General features: G+C 62.9%; 21 protein-coding genes. 11 read left to right on the top strand and 10 right to left on the bottom strand.

What is annotated here, in order from left to right; genetic code table 11:
• Window positions 1-31 precede the first annotated feature (31 nt).
• A complete protein-coding gene (mnmD, locus tag QD408_RS06545) occupies window positions 32-760 on the bottom strand; it encodes a tRNA (5-methylaminomethyl-2-thiouridine)(34)-methyltransferase MnmD (RefSeq protein ID WP_414138739.1) in 729 nt (242 codons plus the stop codon).
• Here mnmD and QD408_RS06540 point away from each other — a divergent pair.
• The 8 genes from QD408_RS06540 to QD408_RS06505 all read left to right on the top strand — a co-directional run bounded on the left by QD408_RS06540 (window position 759) and on the right by QD408_RS06505 (window position 6,256).
• Window positions 759-1,937 (top strand): NAD(P)/FAD-dependent oxidoreductase, encoded by a 1,179-nt coding sequence (locus QD408_RS06540; RefSeq protein WP_414138738.1) that lies wholly within the window; start codon window positions 759-761, stop codon window positions 1,935-1,937. The two genes, mnmD and QD408_RS06540, sit on opposite strands and share 2 nt — an antisense overlap.
• Window positions 1,938-2,051: 114 nt before the next feature.
• Complete coding sequence (locus QD408_RS06535; protein WP_414138737.1) at window positions 2,052-2,759, top strand: DUF1045 domain-containing protein; 708 nt, start codon at window positions 2,052-2,054, stop codon at window positions 2,757-2,759.
• A gap of 115 nt (window positions 2,760-2,874) precedes the next feature.
• A complete protein-coding gene (puuE, locus tag QD408_RS06530; protein WP_414138736.1) occupies window positions 2,875-3,798 on the top strand; it encodes an allantoinase PuuE in 924 nt (307 codons plus the stop codon).
• On the top strand, window positions 3,798-4,298 hold the full coding sequence (gene uraD, locus QD408_RS06525; protein WP_414138735.1) for a 2-oxo-4-hydroxy-4-carboxy-5-ureidoimidazoline decarboxylase: 501 nt from the start codon (window positions 3,798-3,800) through the stop codon (window positions 4,296-4,298). Before puuE ends, uraD begins: the two co-directional genes overlap by 1 nt.
• Complete coding sequence (locus QD408_RS06520) at window positions 4,295-4,657, top strand: DUF86 domain-containing protein (RefSeq protein WP_088684650.1); 363 nt, start codon at window positions 4,295-4,297, stop codon at window positions 4,655-4,657. The genes uraD and QD408_RS06520 overlap by 4 nt, the downstream gene beginning before the upstream one ends.
• Before the next feature lie 4 nt (window positions 4,658-4,661).
• A complete protein-coding gene (locus QD408_RS06515) occupies window positions 4,662-5,162 on the top strand; it encodes an ureidoglycolate lyase (protein WP_414138734.1) in 501 nt (166 codons plus the stop codon).
• Window positions 5,159-5,515 (top strand): hydroxyisourate hydrolase, encoded by a 357-nt coding sequence (gene uraH, locus QD408_RS06510; RefSeq protein WP_088684648.1) that lies wholly within the window; start codon window positions 5,159-5,161, stop codon window positions 5,513-5,515. The genes QD408_RS06515 and uraH overlap by 4 nt, the downstream gene beginning before the upstream one ends.
• Window positions 5,516-6,256: a metallophosphoesterase family protein gene (locus QD408_RS06505; protein ID WP_414138733.1), complete on the top strand. Its 741-nt coding sequence runs from the start codon at window positions 5,516-5,518 to the stop codon at window positions 6,254-6,256.
• 21 nt (window positions 6,257-6,277) lie between these two features.
• On the opposite strand, the gene QD408_RS06500 is transcribed toward QD408_RS06505, so the two are convergent.
• The 4 genes from QD408_RS06500 to QD408_RS06485 form a co-directional block, all read right to left on the bottom strand.
• Window positions 6,278-8,044: a flotillin family protein gene (locus QD408_RS06500; protein ID WP_088684646.1), complete on the bottom strand. Its 1,767-nt coding sequence runs from the start codon at window positions 8,042-8,044 to the stop codon at window positions 6,278-6,280.
• Window positions 8,041-8,688 (bottom strand): OB-fold-containig protein, encoded by a 648-nt coding sequence (locus QD408_RS06495; protein ID WP_088684645.1) that lies wholly within the window; start codon window positions 8,686-8,688, stop codon window positions 8,041-8,043. The genes QD408_RS06500 and QD408_RS06495 overlap by 4 nt, the downstream gene beginning before the upstream one ends.
• Before the next feature lie 5 nt (window positions 8,689-8,693).
• Window positions 8,694-9,833 carry a PspA/IM30 family protein gene (locus QD408_RS06490; protein ID WP_414138732.1) on the bottom strand — a complete coding sequence of 380 codons (1,140 nt, stop codon included), beginning with the start codon at window positions 9,831-9,833 and terminating at the stop codon, window positions 8,694-8,696.
• Window positions 9,834-10,014: 181 nt separating this feature from the next.
• On the bottom strand, window positions 10,015-10,626 hold the full coding sequence (locus tag QD408_RS06485) for a CDP-alcohol phosphatidyltransferase family protein (RefSeq protein WP_414138731.1): 612 nt from the start codon (window positions 10,624-10,626) through the stop codon (window positions 10,015-10,017).
• Window positions 10,627-10,823: 197 nt separating this feature from the next.
• On the opposite strand from QD408_RS06485, the gene QD408_RS06480 reads away from it, so the two are divergent.
• From QD408_RS06480 to QD408_RS06470, 3 genes are read left to right on the top strand one after another with little or no spacing between them, the layout of a single operon-like run.
• The gene (locus tag QD408_RS06480) at window positions 10,824-12,608 is read left to right on the top strand and encodes a bifunctional alpha/beta hydrolase/class I SAM-dependent methyltransferase (RefSeq protein ID WP_414138730.1); all 1,785 of its coding nucleotides are present in this window, start codon (window positions 10,824-10,826) and stop codon (window positions 12,606-12,608) included.
• 11 nt (window positions 12,609-12,619) lie between these two features.
• Window positions 12,620-13,948: a phosphatase PAP2/dual specificity phosphatase family protein gene (locus QD408_RS06475; RefSeq protein ID WP_414138729.1), complete on the top strand. Its 1,329-nt coding sequence runs from the start codon at window positions 12,620-12,622 to the stop codon at window positions 13,946-13,948.
• Window positions 13,945-14,409: a hypothetical protein gene (locus tag QD408_RS06470; protein ID WP_414138728.1), complete on the top strand. Its 465-nt coding sequence runs from the start codon at window positions 13,945-13,947 to the stop codon at window positions 14,407-14,409. Before QD408_RS06475 ends, QD408_RS06470 begins: the two co-directional genes overlap by 4 nt.
• Here the strand turns inward: QD408_RS06470 and QD408_RS06465 are convergent.
• The 5 genes from QD408_RS06465 to QD408_RS06445 all read right to left on the bottom strand — a co-directional run bounded on the left by QD408_RS06465 (window position 14,390) and on the right by QD408_RS06445 (window position 18,794).
• Window positions 14,390-15,532 (bottom strand): L-lactate dehydrogenase, encoded by a 1,143-nt coding sequence (locus QD408_RS06465; protein ID WP_414138727.1) that lies wholly within the window; start codon window positions 15,530-15,532, stop codon window positions 14,390-14,392. The genes QD408_RS06470 and QD408_RS06465 overlap by 20 nt on opposite strands.
• Before the next feature lie 102 nt (window positions 15,533-15,634).
• Window positions 15,635-15,934: a type II toxin-antitoxin system RelE/ParE family toxin gene (locus QD408_RS06460; RefSeq protein ID WP_414138726.1), complete on the bottom strand. Its 300-nt coding sequence runs from the start codon at window positions 15,932-15,934 to the stop codon at window positions 15,635-15,637.
• A gap of 3 nt (window positions 15,935-15,937) precedes the next feature.
• Window positions 15,938-16,198 carry a type II toxin-antitoxin system ParD family antitoxin gene (locus QD408_RS06455; RefSeq protein ID WP_414138725.1) on the bottom strand — a complete coding sequence of 87 codons (261 nt, stop codon included), beginning with the start codon at window positions 16,196-16,198 and terminating at the stop codon, window positions 15,938-15,940.
• A gap of 53 nt (window positions 16,199-16,251) precedes the next feature.
• Window positions 16,252-17,559, bottom strand: coding sequence for a guanine deaminase (gene guaD / locus QD408_RS06450; protein WP_414138724.1), 1,308 nt, complete (start codon window positions 17,557-17,559; stop codon window positions 16,252-16,254).
• On the bottom strand, window positions 17,556-18,794 hold the full coding sequence (locus tag QD408_RS06445; protein WP_414138723.1) for a urate hydroxylase PuuD: 1,239 nt from the start codon (window positions 18,792-18,794) through the stop codon (window positions 17,556-17,558). Before QD408_RS06445 ends, guaD begins: the two co-directional genes overlap by 4 nt.
• Window positions 18,795-18,968: the final 174 nt, after the last annotated feature.

Genomic DNA, 18,968 nt, shown 5'->3' with positions numbered 1-18,968 from the left:
TTGGCAATATTGGTGATTGAAGCAACAAGCCTTATTCGCAGGACGCCTTGACACCGCAAAGCATTTCGCGCTTGCCGGCGAAGCCTTTGCGGCGTTCGACGGCAAAGCCGGCGGCGATGAGGTTGCGGCGCACGAAGCCGGCTGCGGCGTAGGTTGCGAAGGTGCCGTCGGCGGCGGTCTTTTCGGCGACCTCGCGCATCAGCTCTTCCGACCACATGTCGCCGTTGCGCGAGGGCGCGAAGCCATCGAGATACCAGGCGTCAAAGCCGGGCTTTGCCGCGGCGACGCCGTCGAGTGCCGCGCCGCAGACGACGCTGAGCCGCGTCTGGGCATCGAGGTCGAGCGAGACGATGCCGGCAGGCGTTTGCGGCCAGGCCGCCGTCAGCGCCTCGCGTTCCGCATCGATTTCCGGCCAGTGCGACAGCGCCCGGCCGATCTCTTCGCCGCGCATCGGGTGGAGTTCGAAGGAGATGAAATGCAGGTGCTGGCCGTGTTCACGGTGAAGCTTCCATTGCCGCCAGGTCTCGGCGAAGTTCAGGCCGGTGCCGAAGCCGAGCTCGCCGATCACGAATTCCTGCCGCCCGTTCCAGCGCTCCGGCAGGCCGTTGCCGGCGAGGAAGACATGGCCGCATTCCAGCCGGCCATCGGTCTGGCAATAAAAATGATCGCCAAAGGCGGTGGAATAAGGCATATCGCCGTCGCGCCATTCGAGCGGCTGCGGCGCGCCCGCGCCAATCTGATCTGGGTTCACCTCTGTCATGGAAAAAGCCGATAGTCCTCAGCCGGCGTCCGGTCAATCTTCTTGCGATTTGCTCATCGTCGGCGGCGGCATCATGGGGCTCTGGGCGGCCGTCCATGCCGAACGCCGGGGCATCAGCACCATCCTCGCCGATGCCGGCAGCCTGGGGGCAGGGGCGAGCGGCGGGCTGCTCGGTGCGCTGATGCCGCATATGCCGGACCGGTGGTCGCAGAAGAAGCAGTTTCAGTTCGACGCGCTGGTCTCGATCGAAACCGAAATCACGGCGCTTGAAGCAGCAACCGGGCTTTCGGCCGGTTACAGCAGGTCCGGACGGCTGATCCCGCTGCCGAAACCGCATCTCAACCGCATCGCGCGCGGCCACTCCGAGGATGCCGAACGCCATTGGAGGGCAGGCGAGCGCCGCTTCCACTGGCACGTGCTCGACAGGCCGCCGACGGAAGGTTGGGTCGAGGCCTCCGCCGGCGAGAGCGGTTTCGTGTATGACACGCTAGCTGCCCGCGTCGCGCCGCGCTCTTTGATCGCGGCACTGATCGCCTTCCTGCGGCGGGCAAAACATGTGCGCATCAAGGAACATGCTGTTATCGCCGATCTCGATCCGGATCGCGGTACGGCCGAGACGGGCGGCGAAACCATCACTTTCGGCCGCTGCATCCTGGCCGCCGGCCACCAGTCCTTTCCTCTGCTCGATGGGCTGACGCCAGGCTTGAAGCAGCCGCTCGGCCAGCCGGTCAAAGGGCAGGCGGCGCTGTTGAAGGCGGATGTCGACCCGGCGCTGCCGACGATCTTTCTCGATGGGCTCTATGTCGTCGCGCATGAGGGCGGGCATGCGGCGATCGGCAGCACCAGCGAGAACCGTTTCGAAGATCCCTTCTCGACCGATGCCCAGCTCGACGCGCTGATCGCGGCGGCGCGGGCGATCGTGCCGGCGCTTCGCGATGCGCCCGTCGTCGAGCGCTGGGCGGGGCTTCGGCCGAAGGCGATCGACCGCGATCCGATGATCGGCCGCCATCCCGACCATCCCCGCCTGATCGCACTGACCGGCGGCTTCAAGGTCAGCTTCGGGCTCGCCCACCGGCTGGCGGAGGCGGCGATCTGTATCGCAGGCGATACAGATTGTGGATTTTCGCTGCCGGAAAGCTTTGACATCTCAAGTCATATCGCCGTCGCTTCACGTTAAACGTGAACTGGATGCAACTTCGTTTCGTTATTCTGTCATGCAAATCACCTATCTGCTTGCGCATCGGCAGCGCCTGAAGTCACCGGCGCTCACTTCCTTGATGGAGGAAATTGCATGCGCTATGCCATTTGCTTCACGCCCCCGGCGAGCGACCCGCTGTCGCTCGTGGCCGCCAATTGGCTTGGCCGAAACGTGTTTTCAGGCGAGATGGTAGAGCCGCCGGCCGTTCGCGGCCTCGGCATTCACGAAATCGCCTTTCATACGGCCGTGCCGCGGCGCTATGGTTTTCACGGTGTTTTGAAAGCGCCGTTCCACCTGTCTCCCGACATGTCGGAGTCGCAACTCTTGCGCGATCTGATGCGCTTCTCCGGAACCATGCTTCCTTTCCGGCTGCCGCGTCTCGAAATCGCCCGGCTCGGCAATTTCTACAGCCTGCTGCCAAACACTCCCTGCGAGCAGATCCAGTATCTCGCCTCGGCGATCGTGCAGGAATTCGACCGTTTCCGCGCGCCGCTGAGCGAGGCCGAGATCGAGCGGAGCGACCCGGACGATCTCTCGGCCGCGCAGTTCGCCAATCTCCACCGCTGGGGCAACCCTTATGTGATGGAGGAATTCCGCTTTCATATGCCGGTGACGGGGCCGGTCAATGTCGTGGACATGCCGCGGATCGAGCCGGCGCTGCGGACGATCTTCGGGCCTGCGCTCGGCGAACCGGTGCTGATCTCCAATGTGGCGCTGATGATCGAAGAGGGCACGGGCGGCCCGTTCCGGGTTCACTCGCTTCACCCGATGGGCAAGGTCAGCGCGCGCAAGATCGCCTGAGCATACGGACGCGCTAAGGATTTGTTCCATAACGGGAAAAATCCGTCGCGCAGTTTCCGTCTCGACATTCCGGCTGCGGATGATACCGTTCCTCGTCTTTTCAGAAGGTGATTTAATGGTATCCGAGACCTATCCGCGCAATCTCGTCGGCTACGGGCGTCAGACGCCCGATCCGAAATGGCCGGGCGAGGCACGCATCGCCGTGCAGTTTGTCATCAATTATGAAGAGGGCGGCGAAAGCTGCATCCTCGAAGGCGACACGGCCTCCGAAAACCTGCTGTCGGAAATCGTCGGCGCGGCCGCATGGCCGGGGCAGCGCAACCTCAACATGGAATCGATCTACGAATATGGTTCGCGCGCCGGTTTCTGGCGGCTGTGGCGGCTGTTCACCGGTCTCAAGGTGCAGGCGACCGTCTATGGCGTGACGCTGGCCATGGCCCGCAATCCCGAGGCCGTCGCCGCGATGAAGGAAGCCGGCTGGGAGATCGCCAGCCACGGCTACCGCTGGCTGGAATACAAGGATTTTCCCGAGGATCTGGAGCGCAAGCATATTCTCGAAGCCGTGCGCCTGCACACCGAACTCACCGGTGAGCGGCCCTACGGCATGTACCAGGGCAAACCATCAGACAATACGCTGCGGCTGGTGCAGGAAGAGGGCGGTTTCCTCTATTCCTCCGATTCCTACGCCGACGACCTGCCTTACTGGGTGAAGGGCGTCGACGGGAAACCCTTCCTGATCATCCCCTACACGCTCGAAACCAACGACATGCGCTTCGCGACGCCGCAGGGCTTCAACTCCGGCGACCAGTTCTTTACCTATCTCAAGGATGCATTCGACACTCTCTATGAGGAAGGCAAGGATGGCAGCCCGAAGATGATGTCGATCGGCCTGCATTGCCGCCTGGTCGGGCGCCCCGGCCGCGCTGCCGCGCTGAAACGCTTCATCGAATATGTACAGAAGCACGACAAGGTCTGGATTCCGCGCCGCATCGAGATCGCGGAGCACTGGCACAAGCACCATCAGCCGGATGCGCTCTGATGCAGTCGCGCCAGGATTTCGTTTCCCGCTTCGGCGGCGTCTTCGAGCATTCGCCTTTCATCGCCGAGCGGGCCTATGACGCCGGCGGCGTGAAGGAGCCGTTGACGGCATCGGGCGTGCATGCGGCCCTTGCCGCTATCTTCCGCGCGGCGAGCGGCGAGGAGCGGCTCGGTGTGCTCTGCGCCCATCCCGATCTTGCCGGGCGCCTCGCCATATCAGGCGAGCTCACCGAGGACAGCCGCAAGGAGCAGGCCGGCGCCGGCCTCGACCGCCTGAGCCCGGCCGAACATGCCCGCTTCACCGAACTTAATTCGGCCTATGTCGAAAAATTCGGCTTTCCCTTCATCATCGCCGTCAAGGGACTGGATAAGGGCGATATCCTCGCGGCCTTCGAGGCGCGGATCGGCAATGGCCGGGATGAGGAATTGGCGACCGCGGCTGCCCAGGTCGAGCGGATCGCGCTGCTGCGCCTGACATCGATGCTGCCGGAGGCCGAATGAAAGAGCGGCGCGCGATCGACTATCTCAATGAGATGTATGAGGCGGCGTCCGAAGCGCTGTCTTTCGTCGGCGGAATGGATGGGGCGGCCTTCGCCGGGGACAAGCTCACCTTCAAGGCGGTGGCCTTCTGCCACTTCACCATCGGCGCCGCGGCCTCCCGCCTGCTGGTGACGCATCCGGAATTTGCGACCGAGCACCCCGACCTGCCGTGGACGAAAATCTGCGGCACGGGCAATCGTATTCTCGAAGACGTCTTCGACCTCGATCCCGTCGACATGTGGGAGGCGACCTATCGCACGCTGCCGGAGCTTCTTTCCGCGATCGATGCCATCCGCAATTGGCACGCCCAGGGTGAGTGAAGCCATGTCCGAATTTCTCGACATCCGCCCGCTCACCCGCTCCGCCTTCGCTCCCTTCGGCGAAGTGATCGAGGCCGATCCGGCCTCGATGCGGTTCATCAATGGCGGCACGACGGAGCGCTTCCATGCGCTCGCCGCAGCCGAAGCGACGGGTGAGGGCGCGCGCGTCATCATCAATCTCTTCCGTGGCCAGCCGCGCAGCTTTCCCTACGCGGTCGACATGATGGAGCGCCATCCCTTCGGCAGCCAGAGTTTCTCGCCGGTTTCGGGCCGCCCTTTCCTCGTCGTCGTCTCCGAGGACGAGAACGGACGTCCCGGCCGGCCGCAAGTGTTTCTGGCGCACGGGGATCAGGGCGTGAACTACCGCCGCAACGTCTGGCATCATCCGCTGATGGCGCTCGGCGAACCCTCGGATTTCCTGGTCGTCGACCGCGACGGGCCGGGCAATAATCTGGAGGAATTCTTCTTCGAGACCCCCTTCATCATCAGAGAGCCAACCCTATGAGCGGACTGACCACACATGTTCTCGACACCGCTCTCGGCAAGCCGGCCGAAGGGCTGAGGATCGACCTTTTCCGGATCGACGGCGAAATGCGCAGGCATCTGACGACGGTCGAGACCAATGCCGACGGCCGGGTCGATGGCGGCCCCATCCTCGCCGGTGAAAATTTCCACGTCGGGACCTATGAACTGGTCTTTCACGCCGGCGATTATCTCAGGTGCATCGGCACGCCGCTGCCGCATCCGGCCTTCCTCGACCTCGTGCCGATCCGTTTCGGCGTCGCCGATGTCACGGCGCATTACCACGTGCCCTTGCTGCTTTCGCCCTATGGCTATTCCACTTATAGAGGAAGCTGAATGAGGTTTGCCGCGATCGCCGACATTCACGGCAACCATCTGGCGCTTGAGGCGGTGCTTGCGGATATTCGGGCGCAGGGCATCGAGGAGATCGTCAATCTCGGCGATTTCTTCAGCGGCCCGCTGGAGGCCGGCCGGACGGCCGACATGCTGATGCCGCTCGGCCTGACCTCGGTGCGCGGCAATCACGACCGCTATCTCATCGAGCAGGACCCGGCCTTGATGCATGCTTCGGATGCCGTCGCTTACCGGCAACTGACGCCGTCCCATCTCGATTGGCTGCGCAGCCTGCCGTTCGATAGCGTCTATTGCGGCGAGGCCTATCTCTGCCACGCGACGCCGAAGGACGACAATCTCTACTGGCTGGAATCCGTGTCGCCGGAAGGGCATGTCTTCCTGAAGCCGATCGAAGCGATCGAGGCGCTTGCCGAAGGCATCGACCTGCCGCTGATCCTCTGCGGCCACAGCCATGTGCCGCGCGCCGTCCGCCTTTCCGACGGCCGCCTGATCGTCAATCCCGGCAGCGTCGGCTGCCCCGCCTATGACGATGTCCTGCCCTACTATCACAAGGTCGAAGCCGGCCATCCGCTGGCGAGCTATGCCATCCTGGAAAAGACGGCGGCGGGATGGACATGGCAGTTCCGAACCGTTGCCTATGACCATATGGCGATGTCGGCACTGGCCGCCGAAAGGGGCCGTGCCGACTGGGCGAGCGCGCTGGCGACAGGCTGGGTGCGCTAACTCGGACCTGCCTGCGCCGGACTATTCCTTCTTCGGCGCCTGAGGGGCGATCGGCGTTGCCGGGGCTGCGGCTGGTGCTGCCGGCTTTGCCGGAGCCGTGGCCGGGATTGCGGGCCTTGCCGGAGGGGCGGCCGGCTTTGCCGGCTTTGCGCCATCGAGATTTCCAAGGAGGGCCGAAATGGCGTTGTCGCCGTCGAAGCCCGCTTCCTGCAACAGCTTGTCGAGGATCGGCTTGTTGGCCTGGTAGGCGAGCAACTGGCCGGCCAGCCCTTCGCCCATGCCGATGCCGCCTTCTCCGTTCGCGCCGTTTCCGCGGCCGAGCATGCCGCCGGTGTCGAAGATCCTGATGTCGGAGATCTTCTCGATCGGCTTGACCGCCTCGGCGAGCGCCTCGGGAATGATGCGGATACGCTCGCGGGTGATCTCGAACTCGATGATGGTCTGGCTGAGCTTGTTGCGGGCTTCGTTGAGAAGCGCCTCGCTTTCAGCCTGAGCCCTGCCGGTTTCGAGGATGCCCTTGGCCTTGATGATCGCCGCATCCGCTTCGGCGGTCGCAAGCGTCTTGATGGCTTCCGCCTGGTCGATCGCAGCCTGCTTCTCGGCCTCCGCGCCGACGGTGACGGCGGTGGCTTCGGTTTCGGCGGTCTTGCGCGCATCGATCACGGCGATCTGCTTTTCGCGCTCGGCAATTTCGATGGCCTTGGCGGTGCCGACCTTTTCCTCTGCCGCGATCGCGCGGGCGCGGGCCATTTCGGCAGTCGCCTTCGCCTCGGATTCTTCGCGGCTCTTGTTGGCGACGGCGATGGCGCTTTCCTGGGCGACGATCTGGAGGTCGCGCTTGGCTTCGGTATCGCGCTGCTGGACGGCGCGGGCGGCATCGATGTTGGCGCTTTCGCGGGCCTGCTTGGCGGCTGCCTCTCGCTCGGCGATCGCCTGTTCGGAGGCGATGCGGGCTTCCTCCTCGGCGCGTTTGGCCGCCTGTTCCTGCTGCGCGGTTTCGGCGCGCGTCGCGGCGGATTTGTTGGCGATGTCGCGTTCCTGGTTGAGCTCGGCTTCGCGCTTCGTCCGCTCGATCGCCAGCGACTGCTGGCGGGCTTCCAGATCCTTCTGGGCGATGGCGACTTCGGTGTCGCGGACGATTTCGTTTCGCTCCTTCTTGCGGCCCTCGGTGATGCGGGTCAGCGCCGCAAGACCCTGGGCGTCGAAGAAGTTGTTGGCGTTGAAATGCTTGATGTCGGTCTGGTCGAGGCGGGTGAGCGACACGGATTCGAGCTCGAGACCGTTGGACTGGAGGTCGGCGCCGACGGCTTCTTGCACGGCCTTGACGAAATCCATGCGCTGTTCCTGCAGCGCGTCGAGGTTCATGGTCGCCGCCACCGAGCGGAGGCCGTCGACGAATTTCGCCTCGATCAGAATGCGAAGCGCCTCGGCGTCATTGGTGCGGTTGCCGAGCGTCTGGGCGGCAAGGGCAATCGACGAGGCATCGGGTTTGACGCGCACGTAGAACTCGGCGCCGATGTCGACGCGCATACGGTCCTTAGTGATCAGCGCATCGCCCTCGCCGCGGCGAACCTCGAGCCGCAGGGTTTTCAGGTTCACCCTGGCGGTTGAGTGAAAAATCGGCAGGACGACGGAACCGCCGTCGAGCACGACCTTCTGGCCGCCGAGGCCGGTGCGCACATAGGCCTCGTCGCGGCTGGAGCGCGTATAGAGAGAGGCGAGGACAAAGCCGATGCCGAAGATCAGAACGATGCCGATGCCGGCCGGTAGAATAATGTCATACATCATGGCTGCTCCCTGAAAGATTGATTGTCCGCTGCGGCGGGATCCGCCAGCGCGGGAATGGCGATAAATACATCTGCCTTGCGATCGACGAGGAGAACCTCGGTGCCGACCTTGAGAGGGCCCTGGTCCCTGGCAGCCTTGGCTCTCAGCACGTGCCAGTTTCCATGCTGGTCCTTGACGCGGACGCGTCCGGGCAGTCCCTGGTCGAGCGGGCCGAGCGACACTTCGGCGGTCCGGCCGATCAGCGCGTCGAGATCGACGGCATAGGTCTCGTCGTGCGGCACGATCCGCGCCACGGTCCGGCTCGACGCCCTGACCATGGGAACCGTGACCAGGATGGCGGGAATGGCGGCGACAATGGCGGGAAGCGGCGCCCAGAAGGCGTTGGCGACGGCCTGTATGGCAAAGCCGGTCATGGCGAAGAAGCCGAGCGCCAGCATGATGAGGATGAGCAGGGGAACGCCGCCGACATTGAGCCAGGACAAGTAGCCCGAGAGGCCGTCATGGCCATGGAAATCCGGTTTTCCCAGAAATTCCATGATCGAAAAACCCATGACGGTCGCAAGCATTTCGATTGCGGTCAGGCCTGCGAGCACGGCGGCGGCGATGGCGAAGGGAGCACATTCGGGGGCGAAGAGAAGTGCCATCGGCGTTACCGGTTATCCGCCTTGAAGCGCGCGAGGCGCGCCTCGATCGCCTGTTCGCGGTGCAGCCGGTCGAGCTCGTCCAGTTCGGAACTGTTGATATGCTCGTCTGATGGAACGCCGGTCAGCCGCGAGACCGCCGCGGCGGCGCGGGCCGCACCGGCGCCCGGCGTGGGCCTGGCGTGGCCGGCTGCCGCCTGTTCGGGATGCTGGGCGATGCTGCGCTTGAAATCGGCAAGGCGGGCGTCGGCCTCGCGGCGCGTTGCAAGCACGGCCTGCAGGGCTTTCTGGCCCTCGTCCACCTGCTCTTTGGCATCGGCCAGCGCCTTGTCGAGCGCGGCGATCTGGGATTCGAGATCGATCTGGCGGGCGACGCCGGCCTTTGCCAGGTCGTCGCGCCCGGAGGAGACGGCGAGGCGGATCTTTTCGTCGAGCGCGTTCATGTCCTCGACGATTTCGTCCCTGCGGCTCTGGATGCGGTATTCCTCGGCGCGCGCCTTGCCGATATCGGTGCGGGCCTCGTCCGCCGCCGCGTCGATCTCGCGGATCGCCTGTTCGATGACGGCGATCTTGTTGACGCCTTCCGCCTTGTCGACCGCCGCATTCGCGATGCCCGCGATCAGGCGACCCATGCGTGAAAGAATGCCTTCATTCGTCATGTTTTCCTCCATCCGAGCGGAATTCGGCGTGACGCCGATGTGAATCTCGTAATGATTGTGGCCGGCAACGAGATAGGCCGGAAAAATGCTCTCCCATCCCCGGGAATAACCGGCGACGTCGAAGGGCACGGCAACGCGTCCCTGCACTGTGGCGATCGTCAGGTCCGAGGGGCCTTTGATGGCGAAGAGCTTGTCATCGAGCGGCAGCTGCGGCGGATCGGCGATCACGCCGCGATTGGCGGCGAAATCGCGAAGGCCGAGCGTGACCAGCCGCGCCGGCAGGCCCGTCTGTTCGCGAACGGTTTCATAGGCAAGCTCATGCAGGACGACGAGATTGGCGCCCGCCTTGTCGTCGATGATCTCAGTGAGGATGTCGATCATCCTGCGATAGGCGGCAATGGTGTCGTCAAGCGCCTGCCGGGCCTGATCATCCGGCGCCAGCGTGTAGCGCAGCAGCGATGGGTGAGATGTCTTACCTATGTTCGCCATAGTATAAAACATAAAGCACCGCTTTTGTGCTTTCAAGAGGTGGCGCTAAAAATACAACCTGGTTGTAAAGGAGAGAGGCCTGGAAGGAGCGCTTGCCAAGCAACTCGAAAGAAACGGCGTTCGACATAGTTTCCGGAATACATTGCTGATGGAAGAACCGGCGGCCGATCGGCTCCGCTTCCTATCCGGCGGCCGTTTGCGCCTCACGAATACCGGCGCGGATACGGTTGACGGTGGTCCATACGAGAAGCAGAGCCACCACGGCCCAAAGCCACGAGGTCCAAGCTGCAAACGTACCGCCAACGGCGATAAAGATGCCGAGCGCGCCGAACAGCACCGCACGGTCGCTCTTGCCCAGCGGCCCGTCGTAACGCCGGCTTGCACCGACCGTTTGACCCAGGACGCCGGCAAATTCCGTCAGCGCCGAGAGGAATATGACGGCCATGACCGGCATCAGATCGTTCGGATCGATGAACGCAAACGGCAAATAAAGGGCGGCATCCGATATGACGTCACTGATCTCGTTGAGATAGGCGCCTAAAATGCTCTTCTGCCCATGTTCGCGCGCGAGCATGCCGTCAATGGCATTGAGGCCCATGCGCAGGAGAAACCATACGGGCACCAAGAAAAACCAATGCGGCAGCGGGGCGACGCTCAGAAAAAGCCCAAGTGCAACCGAGACGGCGGCAGCAACCGAAGTCACCTGATTGGCGGTAACCCCTCGCGCCGCCAGGGAACGCACCAGAGGGCGGAGAATATCCTGAAATCGGGACTTCAATTGGTAAACGGACATGCTACCTCAGTGGAGTTTCGTGGCATGGTAATAGTCTATCGGCTCGGACGTGCGGATCGTCGTACTTATGAGGAAAGTCCCACTCCATGTCGGTCTTCTCAAGGACTTACATTTGCAGCTAGACTTTTGCAATAAAAGCAAATCACTGTTGCCGCCAATGGTTGCAACTCATCCATCGATCAGAATTGGAGAAGACCGTGCTGCAAACTGCCGATAGCGTGCAACCGTCCTCGACGGCCAGACCAGTGCGTGAATCCGAATTTGTCTCGCATGACGGCACTCGGCTGTTTTATCGGACCTGGCCTGCGACCGGCGCTGCAGCCAAGGGCGCGATCATTCTTCTCCATCGCGGCCATGAGCACAGCGGCCGCGTCGCCCATCTCCCCGCCGAACTCGGCCTCGATGATTTTGCCTTCTACGCCTGGGACGCGCGCGGCCACGGGCGTTCGCCGGGAGAGCGCGGCTATTCGCCATCCTTTGCCGCCTCGGCGCGTGATCTCGATTGCTTCGTCCGCCATGTCAGCGAGACAAGCGGTACTGCGGTCGAAGACATCGCCGTCATTGCGCAGAGCGTCGGCGCGGTTCTTGCCAGCACCTGGGTGCACGACTATGCGCCGCCGATCCGTGCGCTCGTGCTGGCCTCACCGGCCTTCAGCGTCAAGCTCTACGTGCCGTTTGCCAGGGAAGGCATTGCGCTCTGGGAAAAGCTCAAGGGAACGTTCTTCGTCAATTCCTATGTCAAGGCGAGGTTTCTGACGCATGATCCCGAGCGCATCGCCTCCTTTGAAGCCGACCCATTGATATCTAGGCCGATCGCCTCCAACATTCTGTTGCAGCTCTATGAGGCGGCAGCCCGCGTCGTCAGCGACGCCCGCGCCATCACCGTTCCGACCCAGTTGCTGATCTCCGGCAGCGACTGGGTGGTGCGGCATGCGCCGCAGCACCGGTTCTACGAAAATCTCGGCAGCCGCATCAAGGAACGGCATGTGCTCGCCGGCTTCTACCACGACACGCTTGGCGAAAGGGACCGGGCGATTGCGCTCGCCGAGATTCGCCGTTTCGTCGAAGCGCGTTTCGCCGAACCCCGGGCGCGTGCCGACCTTCTCACCGCACATGTCCAGGGCTATACCAAGGACGAGGCCGACCGCCTCGCAAGTCCTCTGGACGCCGCATCCCCGCGCGGCATCTACTGGGCGCTCAGCCGTCTCAACATCAGGCTCGGCGCGCTGGTGTCCGAAGGCATAAAGACCGGCGTCAAGACCGGTTTCGATTCCGGCTCGACGCTCGATTACGTCTATGAGAACGAGCCGCGGGGGCTCGGTCCCGGTGGGCGGTTGATCGACAAGGTGTTCCTCGAGGCGATCGGCTGGCGCGGCATCAGGCAGCGCAAGCTGCACTTGCAGGAACTGATCGACCACGGGCTTCAGCGCCTGAAGGCGGCCGGCCGCAGCACCCATATGCTCGACATCGCGGCCGGGCAAGGCCGTTATGTCCTCGATGCTATCGAAACGGCTGCCGTGCGTCCCGATAGCGCGCGGCTGCAGGATTATTCCCCGATCAATGTCGAGGCCGGCCGCAACAGCATCGCCGCGCGTGGACTGGGTGATTTCGTGAGCTTCCGTCAGCAGGATGCCTTTGACGGCGAGGGGCTGGCTGCGATCACGCCGGCTCCGGATCTGGCGATCGTCTCCGGCCTGTATGAACTCTTTTCCGACAATGCGATGATCGCCGCTTCGCTCGATGGGATCGCCCGCGCGATGCAGCCCGGTGGTCTGCTCGTCTACACCAACCAGCCATGGCATCCGCAATTGGAGATGATTGCCCGCGCGCTCACTTCCCACCGTGGCGGCCAGGCATGGGTGATGCGGCGGCGGACGCAAGAAGAAATGGACCAACTCGTCGCCGCGGCCGGTTTCCGCAAGATCGAACAGCGCATCGACCAGTGGGGCATTTTCACCGTCTCGCTGGCGGAGAGAGTTTGAGGGCAAAGCCGTTGGAGCAGGCACGTTCTCCTCTTTCCCGGACAGCGCCGGTTCTGAAGCGGGCCGCACTCTGGCTCGCCTTCCTGGCGCCGTTCTTCTACCTGACCTATGGCGGCGCCAACTGGCTGGCGTCGCAACGCGCGCATGTGCCGAACATCGCCTTCGCATGGGAAGGCGCCATTCCGTTCTTGGGATGGACGATCATTCCATACTGGTCGATCAACCTGTTCTACGGGCTCTGCCTGTTCATCAACACCACGCCGCGCGACGTGGATAGGCTCGCGAGGCGTTATCTGACGATCCAGTTGATCGCGGTTGCCTGCTTTATCGCGTTTCCTCTCGAAGCAATCTTCGTGCGGCCGGCAACGAGCGGCCTGCCCGGTTTCATGTTTGCCGTCCTCGGCGGCTTCGACAAGCCGTTCAACCAGGCGCCGTCGCTGCATATCGCGCTGCTGGTGGTGATCTGGGACCATCTGCGCGGCCGGCTGCCGGGGAGGATACGGCTTCTCTGGCATTTCTGGTGCTTCCTCATCGGCGCCTCCGTGCTGACGACGTGGCAGCATCACGTCATGGACATACCGACCGGCGTGCTGCTCGGCCTGTTTGCCGCCTGGCTTTTCCCGCGCGATGCCGGTTCGCCTCTTGCGAATTTTGCTTTGAGCGACGATGCGAAGTCGCGCCGTCTCGGTATCTATTATCTATGCGGCGCCCTCGCATTTCTCGGCCTTGCAGCGCTCTTTACTCCTCTATCGGCCGCAGCGCTTCTGTTGCTCTGGCCGGCCGTTGCGCTGGCGATCGTCGCAGTCGGATATTTCGGCGCCGGTCCGCAAATCTTCCAGAAACGCCTCGATGGCCGGGCGGCACTTGCCAGCCGCTGGCTGCTGGCACCCTACCGGCTCGGCGCTCTCATCAACGTTTGGCTCTGGACCCGGAAAATGCCGTCATCGGTGGCGATCGCTGACGGCGTCCATCTCGGCCGTTTTCCGCGTCGCCACGAGGCCGACCGTTTTGCCACGGTGATCGACCTCACCGGCGAGTTTCAGCGCCCGAGCGGGACATCAACGCGCTGGTGCAGTTTTCCGACCCTTGATCTGACAGGCCTGGACAAGATCCAGACGCTCGCCGCGGCGAACCTCATCGAGGCTGCGCGCCACCAGGGACCGATCCTCGTCTGCTGCGCGCTCGGTTTCCAGCGCAGCGCCGGCGTCATCGTGCGTTGGCTGCTCATCAGTCGGCGCTGCGAAACTCCGGCCGAAGCGCTGCGGCTGATCGAACGGGCGGGGCGGCGGGTTCATCTGCCCGAGGAAAGCATCCATGCCGTGACGGAGGGCTTGCAATGACGCAGTGGAATGCCACGGCCTCGGCGGCTGCGCGAAATCTCGGCCGCAATTCAATCGTCTGCGGGCTGACGGCGCTGTTGCCGCTGATTATCGGCCCGATCACCCAGGGATATCGAGGCTTCGCTCCAGCGCTCGGCTGGCTCTTGATGCTGGTTTTCTGCGGGATCGTCCTTGCGCTGGCGATCCATCTCCTCTTCGATGCGCTGCTGTTCCGCCTCGCGTCGAGCCATGAGACGGAGGTCGCCGGTCTTGCCGCCGTCGACGACCTGCTGTCCCGGATGCAGCTTCGCAAGCCCGACGGGACACCGCCTGGCCTCGAAAGACGAATTGCCGGATCGCGCCGCATCGTCTGGCGGCAGCGTTTTGCGCTCGCCATCAGTCTCGTGATTTTCGCGATCCTTCTGTTCACTGCGAGCGACGGCCAGCCGCTGCCGACTTCTCTCAGCCTCGCCCTGATATGATCGAGGCGTTTACGTCGTTGATGTCGCGCTTGCCGCAAAGCGCCATGGTGATGTCCATCTCCTTGCGGATGATGTCGAGTGCCAGCGTGACGCCGTCCTTGCCCATGGCACCGAGGCCATAGAGGAAGGGGCGGCCGATATAGGTGCCCTTGGCGCCGAGCGCTACGGCCTTCAAGACGTCCTGGCCGGAGCGGATGCCGCCGTCGAGATGGACTTCGATGCGGTCGCCGACGGCGTCGACGATTGAAGGCAGCATGCTGATCGAGGAGGGGGCGCCGTCGAGCTGGCGGCCGCCATGATTGGAGACGACGATTGCATCGGCGCCGGTGTCGGCGGCGGCCCTCGCGTCTTCCGGATCGAGCACGCCCTTGATGATCAGCGGTCCGCCCCATTGCTCCTTGATCCAGGCGACATCGGCCCAGGAGAGCCGGGGGTCGAACTGCGCGTGCGTCCATGCGGCGAGCGAAGTGATACTGGAGACATTTTTGGCGTGGCCGATGATATTGCCGAAGGTGCGGCGCTTGGTCTGCAGCATATCCAGGCACCAGAAGGGCCGGGTCGCCATCTGCCAGAGATGTTTCGGGGTGAATCTCGGCGGCGCCGACAGGCCGTTGCGCAGGTCCTTGTGGCGCTGGCCGAGGATCTGCAGATCGGCCGTCAGCACCAGCGCCGAGCATCTGGCGGCCTTGGCGCGGTTGATCAGCCCGAGGACGAAATCCTTGTCCCTCATCACGTAGAGCTGGAACCAGAAGGGGCGTGTCGTCACCGAGGCGACGTCCTCGATCGAGCAGATGCTCATCGTCGAGAGCGTGAAGGGAACGCCGAATTCTTCCGCCGCGCGCGCCGCCAGCATCTCGCCGTCGGCATGCTGCATACCGGTCAGGCCGGTCGGCGCCAGCGCCACGGGCATGGACACTTTCTGGCCGATCATCGTCGTTTCCAGCGTGCGGTTGGTCATGTCCACCAGCACGCGCTGGCGCAGCTTGATCTCACCGAAATCGCTCTCATTCGCCTGATAGGTGGATTCCGTCCAGGCACCCGAATCCGCATAGTCGAAGAACATTTTCGGCACGCGGCGCCGCGCGAGTTTTTTCAGATCGGCGATGGTGAGCGGAGTAGCCATGAATGGGACCTTCACATCTGAACGTGGCTACCCCGGCGTAACATAAATCAGGAAGGACGTTATGAGAAATTTCGAAGGCGCCCGTCGACAACAATGGAGTCGTTACTTTTCCCAAGGTATATCGCGCAGGTCACTCGCTCCATCCATGATGCGCACGATGCGAACGTCTTCGCTATCAAAAGAGTAGAGCACGAGCCACGTTTCGACCACCAGCACCCGGGCGTCCTCAGCAATCTCCGGTCGTTTTGGACCCATTTGCGGGTGCCGGCTCAAAGAGGAAATGCGCTGTTCGATACGGGCGATGATGGTATCGGCCATTGTCTGGCCGCTGCTGCCGGCGATCCACAACCAAATGTCCAGCATGTCCGAGCGGGCTCGGCTCGAATAAAAAACTGCGGCCATCGATCAGGCTTTGGATGCGCCAAACCGCCGGCGCCCTTCGGCCTTTACAGCATCGATATCCAAAGGAGCGAAATCTCCGCTCTGAATTCCTTCATGCCATGCATCCCGCAGCCGTTCGACCTCGCGAATTTTTGCATCGTCGCACTCTTCAAGCAGCCGCAGGGCTTCGCTCACGACGTCGCTCGAAGAGCTGTAACCGCCGGAATCGATCTTTCTCTTGATGTAGCTCGCCAGTTCATCCGGCAATGAAACGGTCAGATCCATAGCTTTTCTCCTCATGGAACTATGGGAAGAATGATCGATTTTTGCAAGTCTGCCTAAAGGGCCTTTTTCAAAGCGACGCCCGCCACGTAAGTCTCCGCGATCGACCGGTCGTCGCCCATCGTCTGCATCAGGAAGAGTTCCTCGGGCAGGGTCTTCACCGTTTCCATCTTCAGCGCCATGGCCGGGGTCGCTGCTGCATCGAGGACGACGAGGTCGGCTTCGGTGCCGGGGTCCAGCGTGCCGATCCGGTCGGCGAGCGACAGCGCCTCGGCATTGCCGCGGGTCATCAGGTAGTAGCTTTCCAGCGGGTTCAGCCGTTCGCCGAGCAGCTGCTGGATCTTGTAGGCCTCGTCCATGGTCTTCAGCATGGAATAGCTGGATCCACCGCCGATATCCGTGGCGACGCCGATGCGGACCGGCTTTTCGCGGCGCGCCAGCGCCTTCAGCGGAAACAGGCCGGAGCCGAGGAAGAGGTTCGAGGTCGGGCAGTGGATGGCGACGGAGCCGGTCTCGCTCATGACATCGGCTTCGCGCTCGGAGAGATGGATGGCATGGCCGAAGAGGCTTTTCGGCCCGAGCAGGCCGTAGCGGGCATAGATGTCGGTATAGTCGATCGCGTCGGGATAGAGCTCGCAGGTGAATTTGATCTCGTCGTGGTTTTCCGAAAGATGCGTCTGGATGTGCAGGTCGGGAAACTCGCGGGCAAGCGCCGATGTCGCCTCCATCTGCGCCGGCGTCGAGGTGATGGCGAAGCGCGGGGTGATGGCGACGTGGTTGCGGCCCTTGCCGTGCCAGTCCGCTATCACCTGGCGGGTTTCGTCATAACCCATTTCGGGCGTGTCGAGCAGGCCCTGCGGGGCGTTGCGGTCCATCATCACCTTGCCGCCGACCATGCGCATGTTGCGCTTCATCGCCTCGGCGAAGAAGGCGTCGGCCGAGGTCTTGTGCACGGAGCAGTAGGCGACCGCCGTCGTCGTGCCGTGGCGGATCAGTTCGTCGTAAAAGTGCGTGGCGATCCTTTCAGCATGCGCGCTTTCGACGAAGCGGCATTCCTCGGGGAAAGTGTAGGTGTTCAGCCATTCGAGCAGGTTGGCGGCATAGGAGGCGATCACCTGCATCTGCGGAAAATGCAGGTGCATGTCGATGAAGCCGGGCATGATCAGATGCGGGCGGTGGTCAATCTCGGCCGTGCCTTCGGCGGCTTTCGCCTTGACGTCGGCATAGGGGCCGACCGCGGCGATCAGCCCGTCCTCGATCAAAAGGCCGCCATCCTCCTCGTAGAGATAACTCTGGCTGTCGGCAAGACTCAGCGGTGCGCGATGGAAAGAGAGGAGGCGGCCGCGGAGAAGTGTCGTCGTCATTGTTTCTTGCCTTCCACTGCGCTTTCGAACCAGGCGACGAGCAGCCTGCGTTCGTCCGGTGTAATATCAGTCACGTTGCCGGGCGGCATGGCATGGCTGCGGCCTGCCTGTATATAGATTTCTCGGGCATGGGCGGCAATTTCCGCGTCGTTTTCGAGCATCACGCCCTTCGGCGGCCGCACGACGCCTTCATAGGCGGGCTCGGCGGCATGGCACATGGAACAGCGCGTCGAGACCAGTTGTTTGACGGCAGGAAAGTGCGGATTTCCGGCGAATTGCTGGAAGGCGGGCGCCACCGCCGCCGCATCCGTCTCGCCCGTCAGCTGCTTCGGCACGGTCGAAAGCCACATGATCAGGATGAAGAGGATGACGGTGACGATCCAGGTCCAGGTCGGCCGGCCTTTCCGTGCATGGGTGGTGTTGAACCAGTGGCGGATGGTGACGCCCATCAGGAAGACCAGTGCCGCGATCACCCAGTTGAACGCCGTGCCGAAGGCCAGCGGATAATGGTTCGACAGCATGAAGAAGATGACGGGCAGCGTCAGGTAATTGTTGTGCAGCGAGCGCTGCTTGGCGATCTGCCCGTATTTTGGATCGGGCGTACGCCCGGCGATGAGATCGGCGACGACGATCTTCTGGTTCGGGATGATGATCATGAAGACGTTGGCCGACATGATCGTCGCGGTGAAAGCGCCGAGATGCAGGAAGGCGGCGCGGCCGGTGAAAAGCTGCGTGTAGCCCCAGGCCATGAAGACGAGCACGACATAGAGCACCGCCATCAGTCCCCAGGTGTTGCGGCCAAGCGGGGATTTGCAGAAGAGGTCGTAGACGATCCAGCCGAAGGCGAGCGACGCCAGCGAGATCGCGATGGCGACGGACGGGCTGATATCGAGCACATGCCGGTCGATCAGGAAGAGGTCAGCGCCGCCGTAATAGACGATGCAGAGCATCAGGAAGCCGGAGATCCAGGTGAAATAGCTCTCATATTTGAACCAGGTCAGATGTTCCGGCATCTGAGCCGGCGCCACCAGATACTTCTGGATATGATAGAAGCCGCCGCCATGAACCTGCCATTCCTCGCCATAGGCGCCGGGCGGCAGATGCGGGCGTTTCACCAGTCCGAGGTCGAGCGCGATGAAATAGAAGGACGAGCCGATCCAGGCGATCGCGGTGACGACATGGAACCAGCGCGCCGCAAAGGCCAGCCATTCCCATGCTATGGCATATTCATACATCGAGTTCCCCTATCTTCCTCCGACTCGTGACATTGCGGAAATTTTGGCGGGGAGGGAAGAGGAGATTGAAGAACCGCACATGCCCGTCGGTTTTCGCGACGGTGGCAGCCCAAGGGAACAGTGGAATGATCAACGGAACGCGCCGCCGATCTGCCGCCCCGTGCCTAAAAGCTG

This window comes from Rhizobium sp. BR 249 (genome assembly GCF_047445895.1).
In the GTDB taxonomy this organism is placed as follows: domain Bacteria; phylum Pseudomonadota; class Alphaproteobacteria; order Rhizobiales; family Rhizobiaceae; genus Rhizobium.
The sequence above is the reverse complement of the archived record's forward strand: the minus strand, read 5'-3'. Positions and strand labels throughout refer to the sequence as shown.

Coding starts and splice junctions, on each gene's coding strand:
- uraH (WP_088684648.1), top strand. CDS start 5,159: ATGAGCGGACTGACCACACATGTTCTCGACACCGCTCTCGGCAAGCCG.
- puuE (WP_414138736.1), top strand. CDS start 2,875: ATGGTATCCGAGACCTATCCGCGCAATCTCGTCGGCTACGGGCGTCAG.
- QD408_RS06465 (WP_414138727.1), bottom strand. CDS start 15,532: ATGGCTACTCCGCTCACCATCGCCGATCTGAAAAAACTCGCGCGGCGC.
- QD408_RS06495 (WP_088684645.1), bottom strand. CDS start 8,688: ATGGCACTTCTCTTCGCCCCCGAATGTGCTCCCTTCGCCATCGCCGCC.
- mnmD (WP_414138739.1), bottom strand. CDS start 760: ATGACAGAGGTGAACCCAGATCAGATTGGCGCGGGCGCGCCGCAGCCG.
- QD408_RS06520 (WP_088684650.1), top strand. CDS start 4,295: ATGAAAGAGCGGCGCGCGATCGACTATCTCAATGAGATGTATGAGGCG.
- QD408_RS06445 (WP_414138723.1), bottom strand. CDS start 18,794: ATGTATGAATATGCCATAGCATGGGAATGGCTGGCCTTTGCGGCGCGC.
- uraD (WP_414138735.1), top strand. CDS start 3,798: ATGCAGTCGCGCCAGGATTTCGTTTCCCGCTTCGGCGGCGTCTTCGAG.
- QD408_RS06490 (WP_414138732.1), bottom strand. CDS start 9,833: ATGGCGAACATAGGTAAGACATCTCACCCATCGCTGCTGCGCTACACG.
- QD408_RS06485 (WP_414138731.1), bottom strand. CDS start 10,626: ATGTCCGTTTACCAATTGAAGTCCCGATTTCAGGATATTCTCCGCCCT.
- guaD (WP_414138724.1), bottom strand. CDS start 17,559: ATGACGACGACACTTCTCCGCGGCCGCCTCCTCTCTTTCCATCGCGCA.
- QD408_RS06515 (WP_414138734.1), top strand. CDS start 4,662: ATGTCCGAATTTCTCGACATCCGCCCGCTCACCCGCTCCGCCTTCGCT.
- QD408_RS06470 (WP_414138728.1), top strand. CDS start 13,945: ATGACGCAGTGGAATGCCACGGCCTCGGCGGCTGCGCGAAATCTCGGC.
- QD408_RS06500 (WP_088684646.1), bottom strand. CDS start 8,044: ATGATGTATGACATTATTCTACCGGCCGGCATCGGCATCGTTCTGATC.
- QD408_RS06535 (WP_414138737.1), top strand. CDS start 2,052: ATGCGCTATGCCATTTGCTTCACGCCCCCGGCGAGCGACCCGCTGTCG.
- QD408_RS06505 (WP_414138733.1), top strand. CDS start 5,516: ATGAGGTTTGCCGCGATCGCCGACATTCACGGCAACCATCTGGCGCTT.
- QD408_RS06460 (WP_414138726.1), bottom strand. CDS start 15,934: ATGGCCGCAGTTTTTTATTCGAGCCGAGCCCGCTCGGACATGCTGGAC.
- QD408_RS06455 (WP_414138725.1), bottom strand. CDS start 16,198: ATGGATCTGACCGTTTCATTGCCGGATGAACTGGCGAGCTACATCAAG.
- QD408_RS06540 (WP_414138738.1), top strand. CDS start 759: ATGGAAAAAGCCGATAGTCCTCAGCCGGCGTCCGGTCAATCTTCTTGC.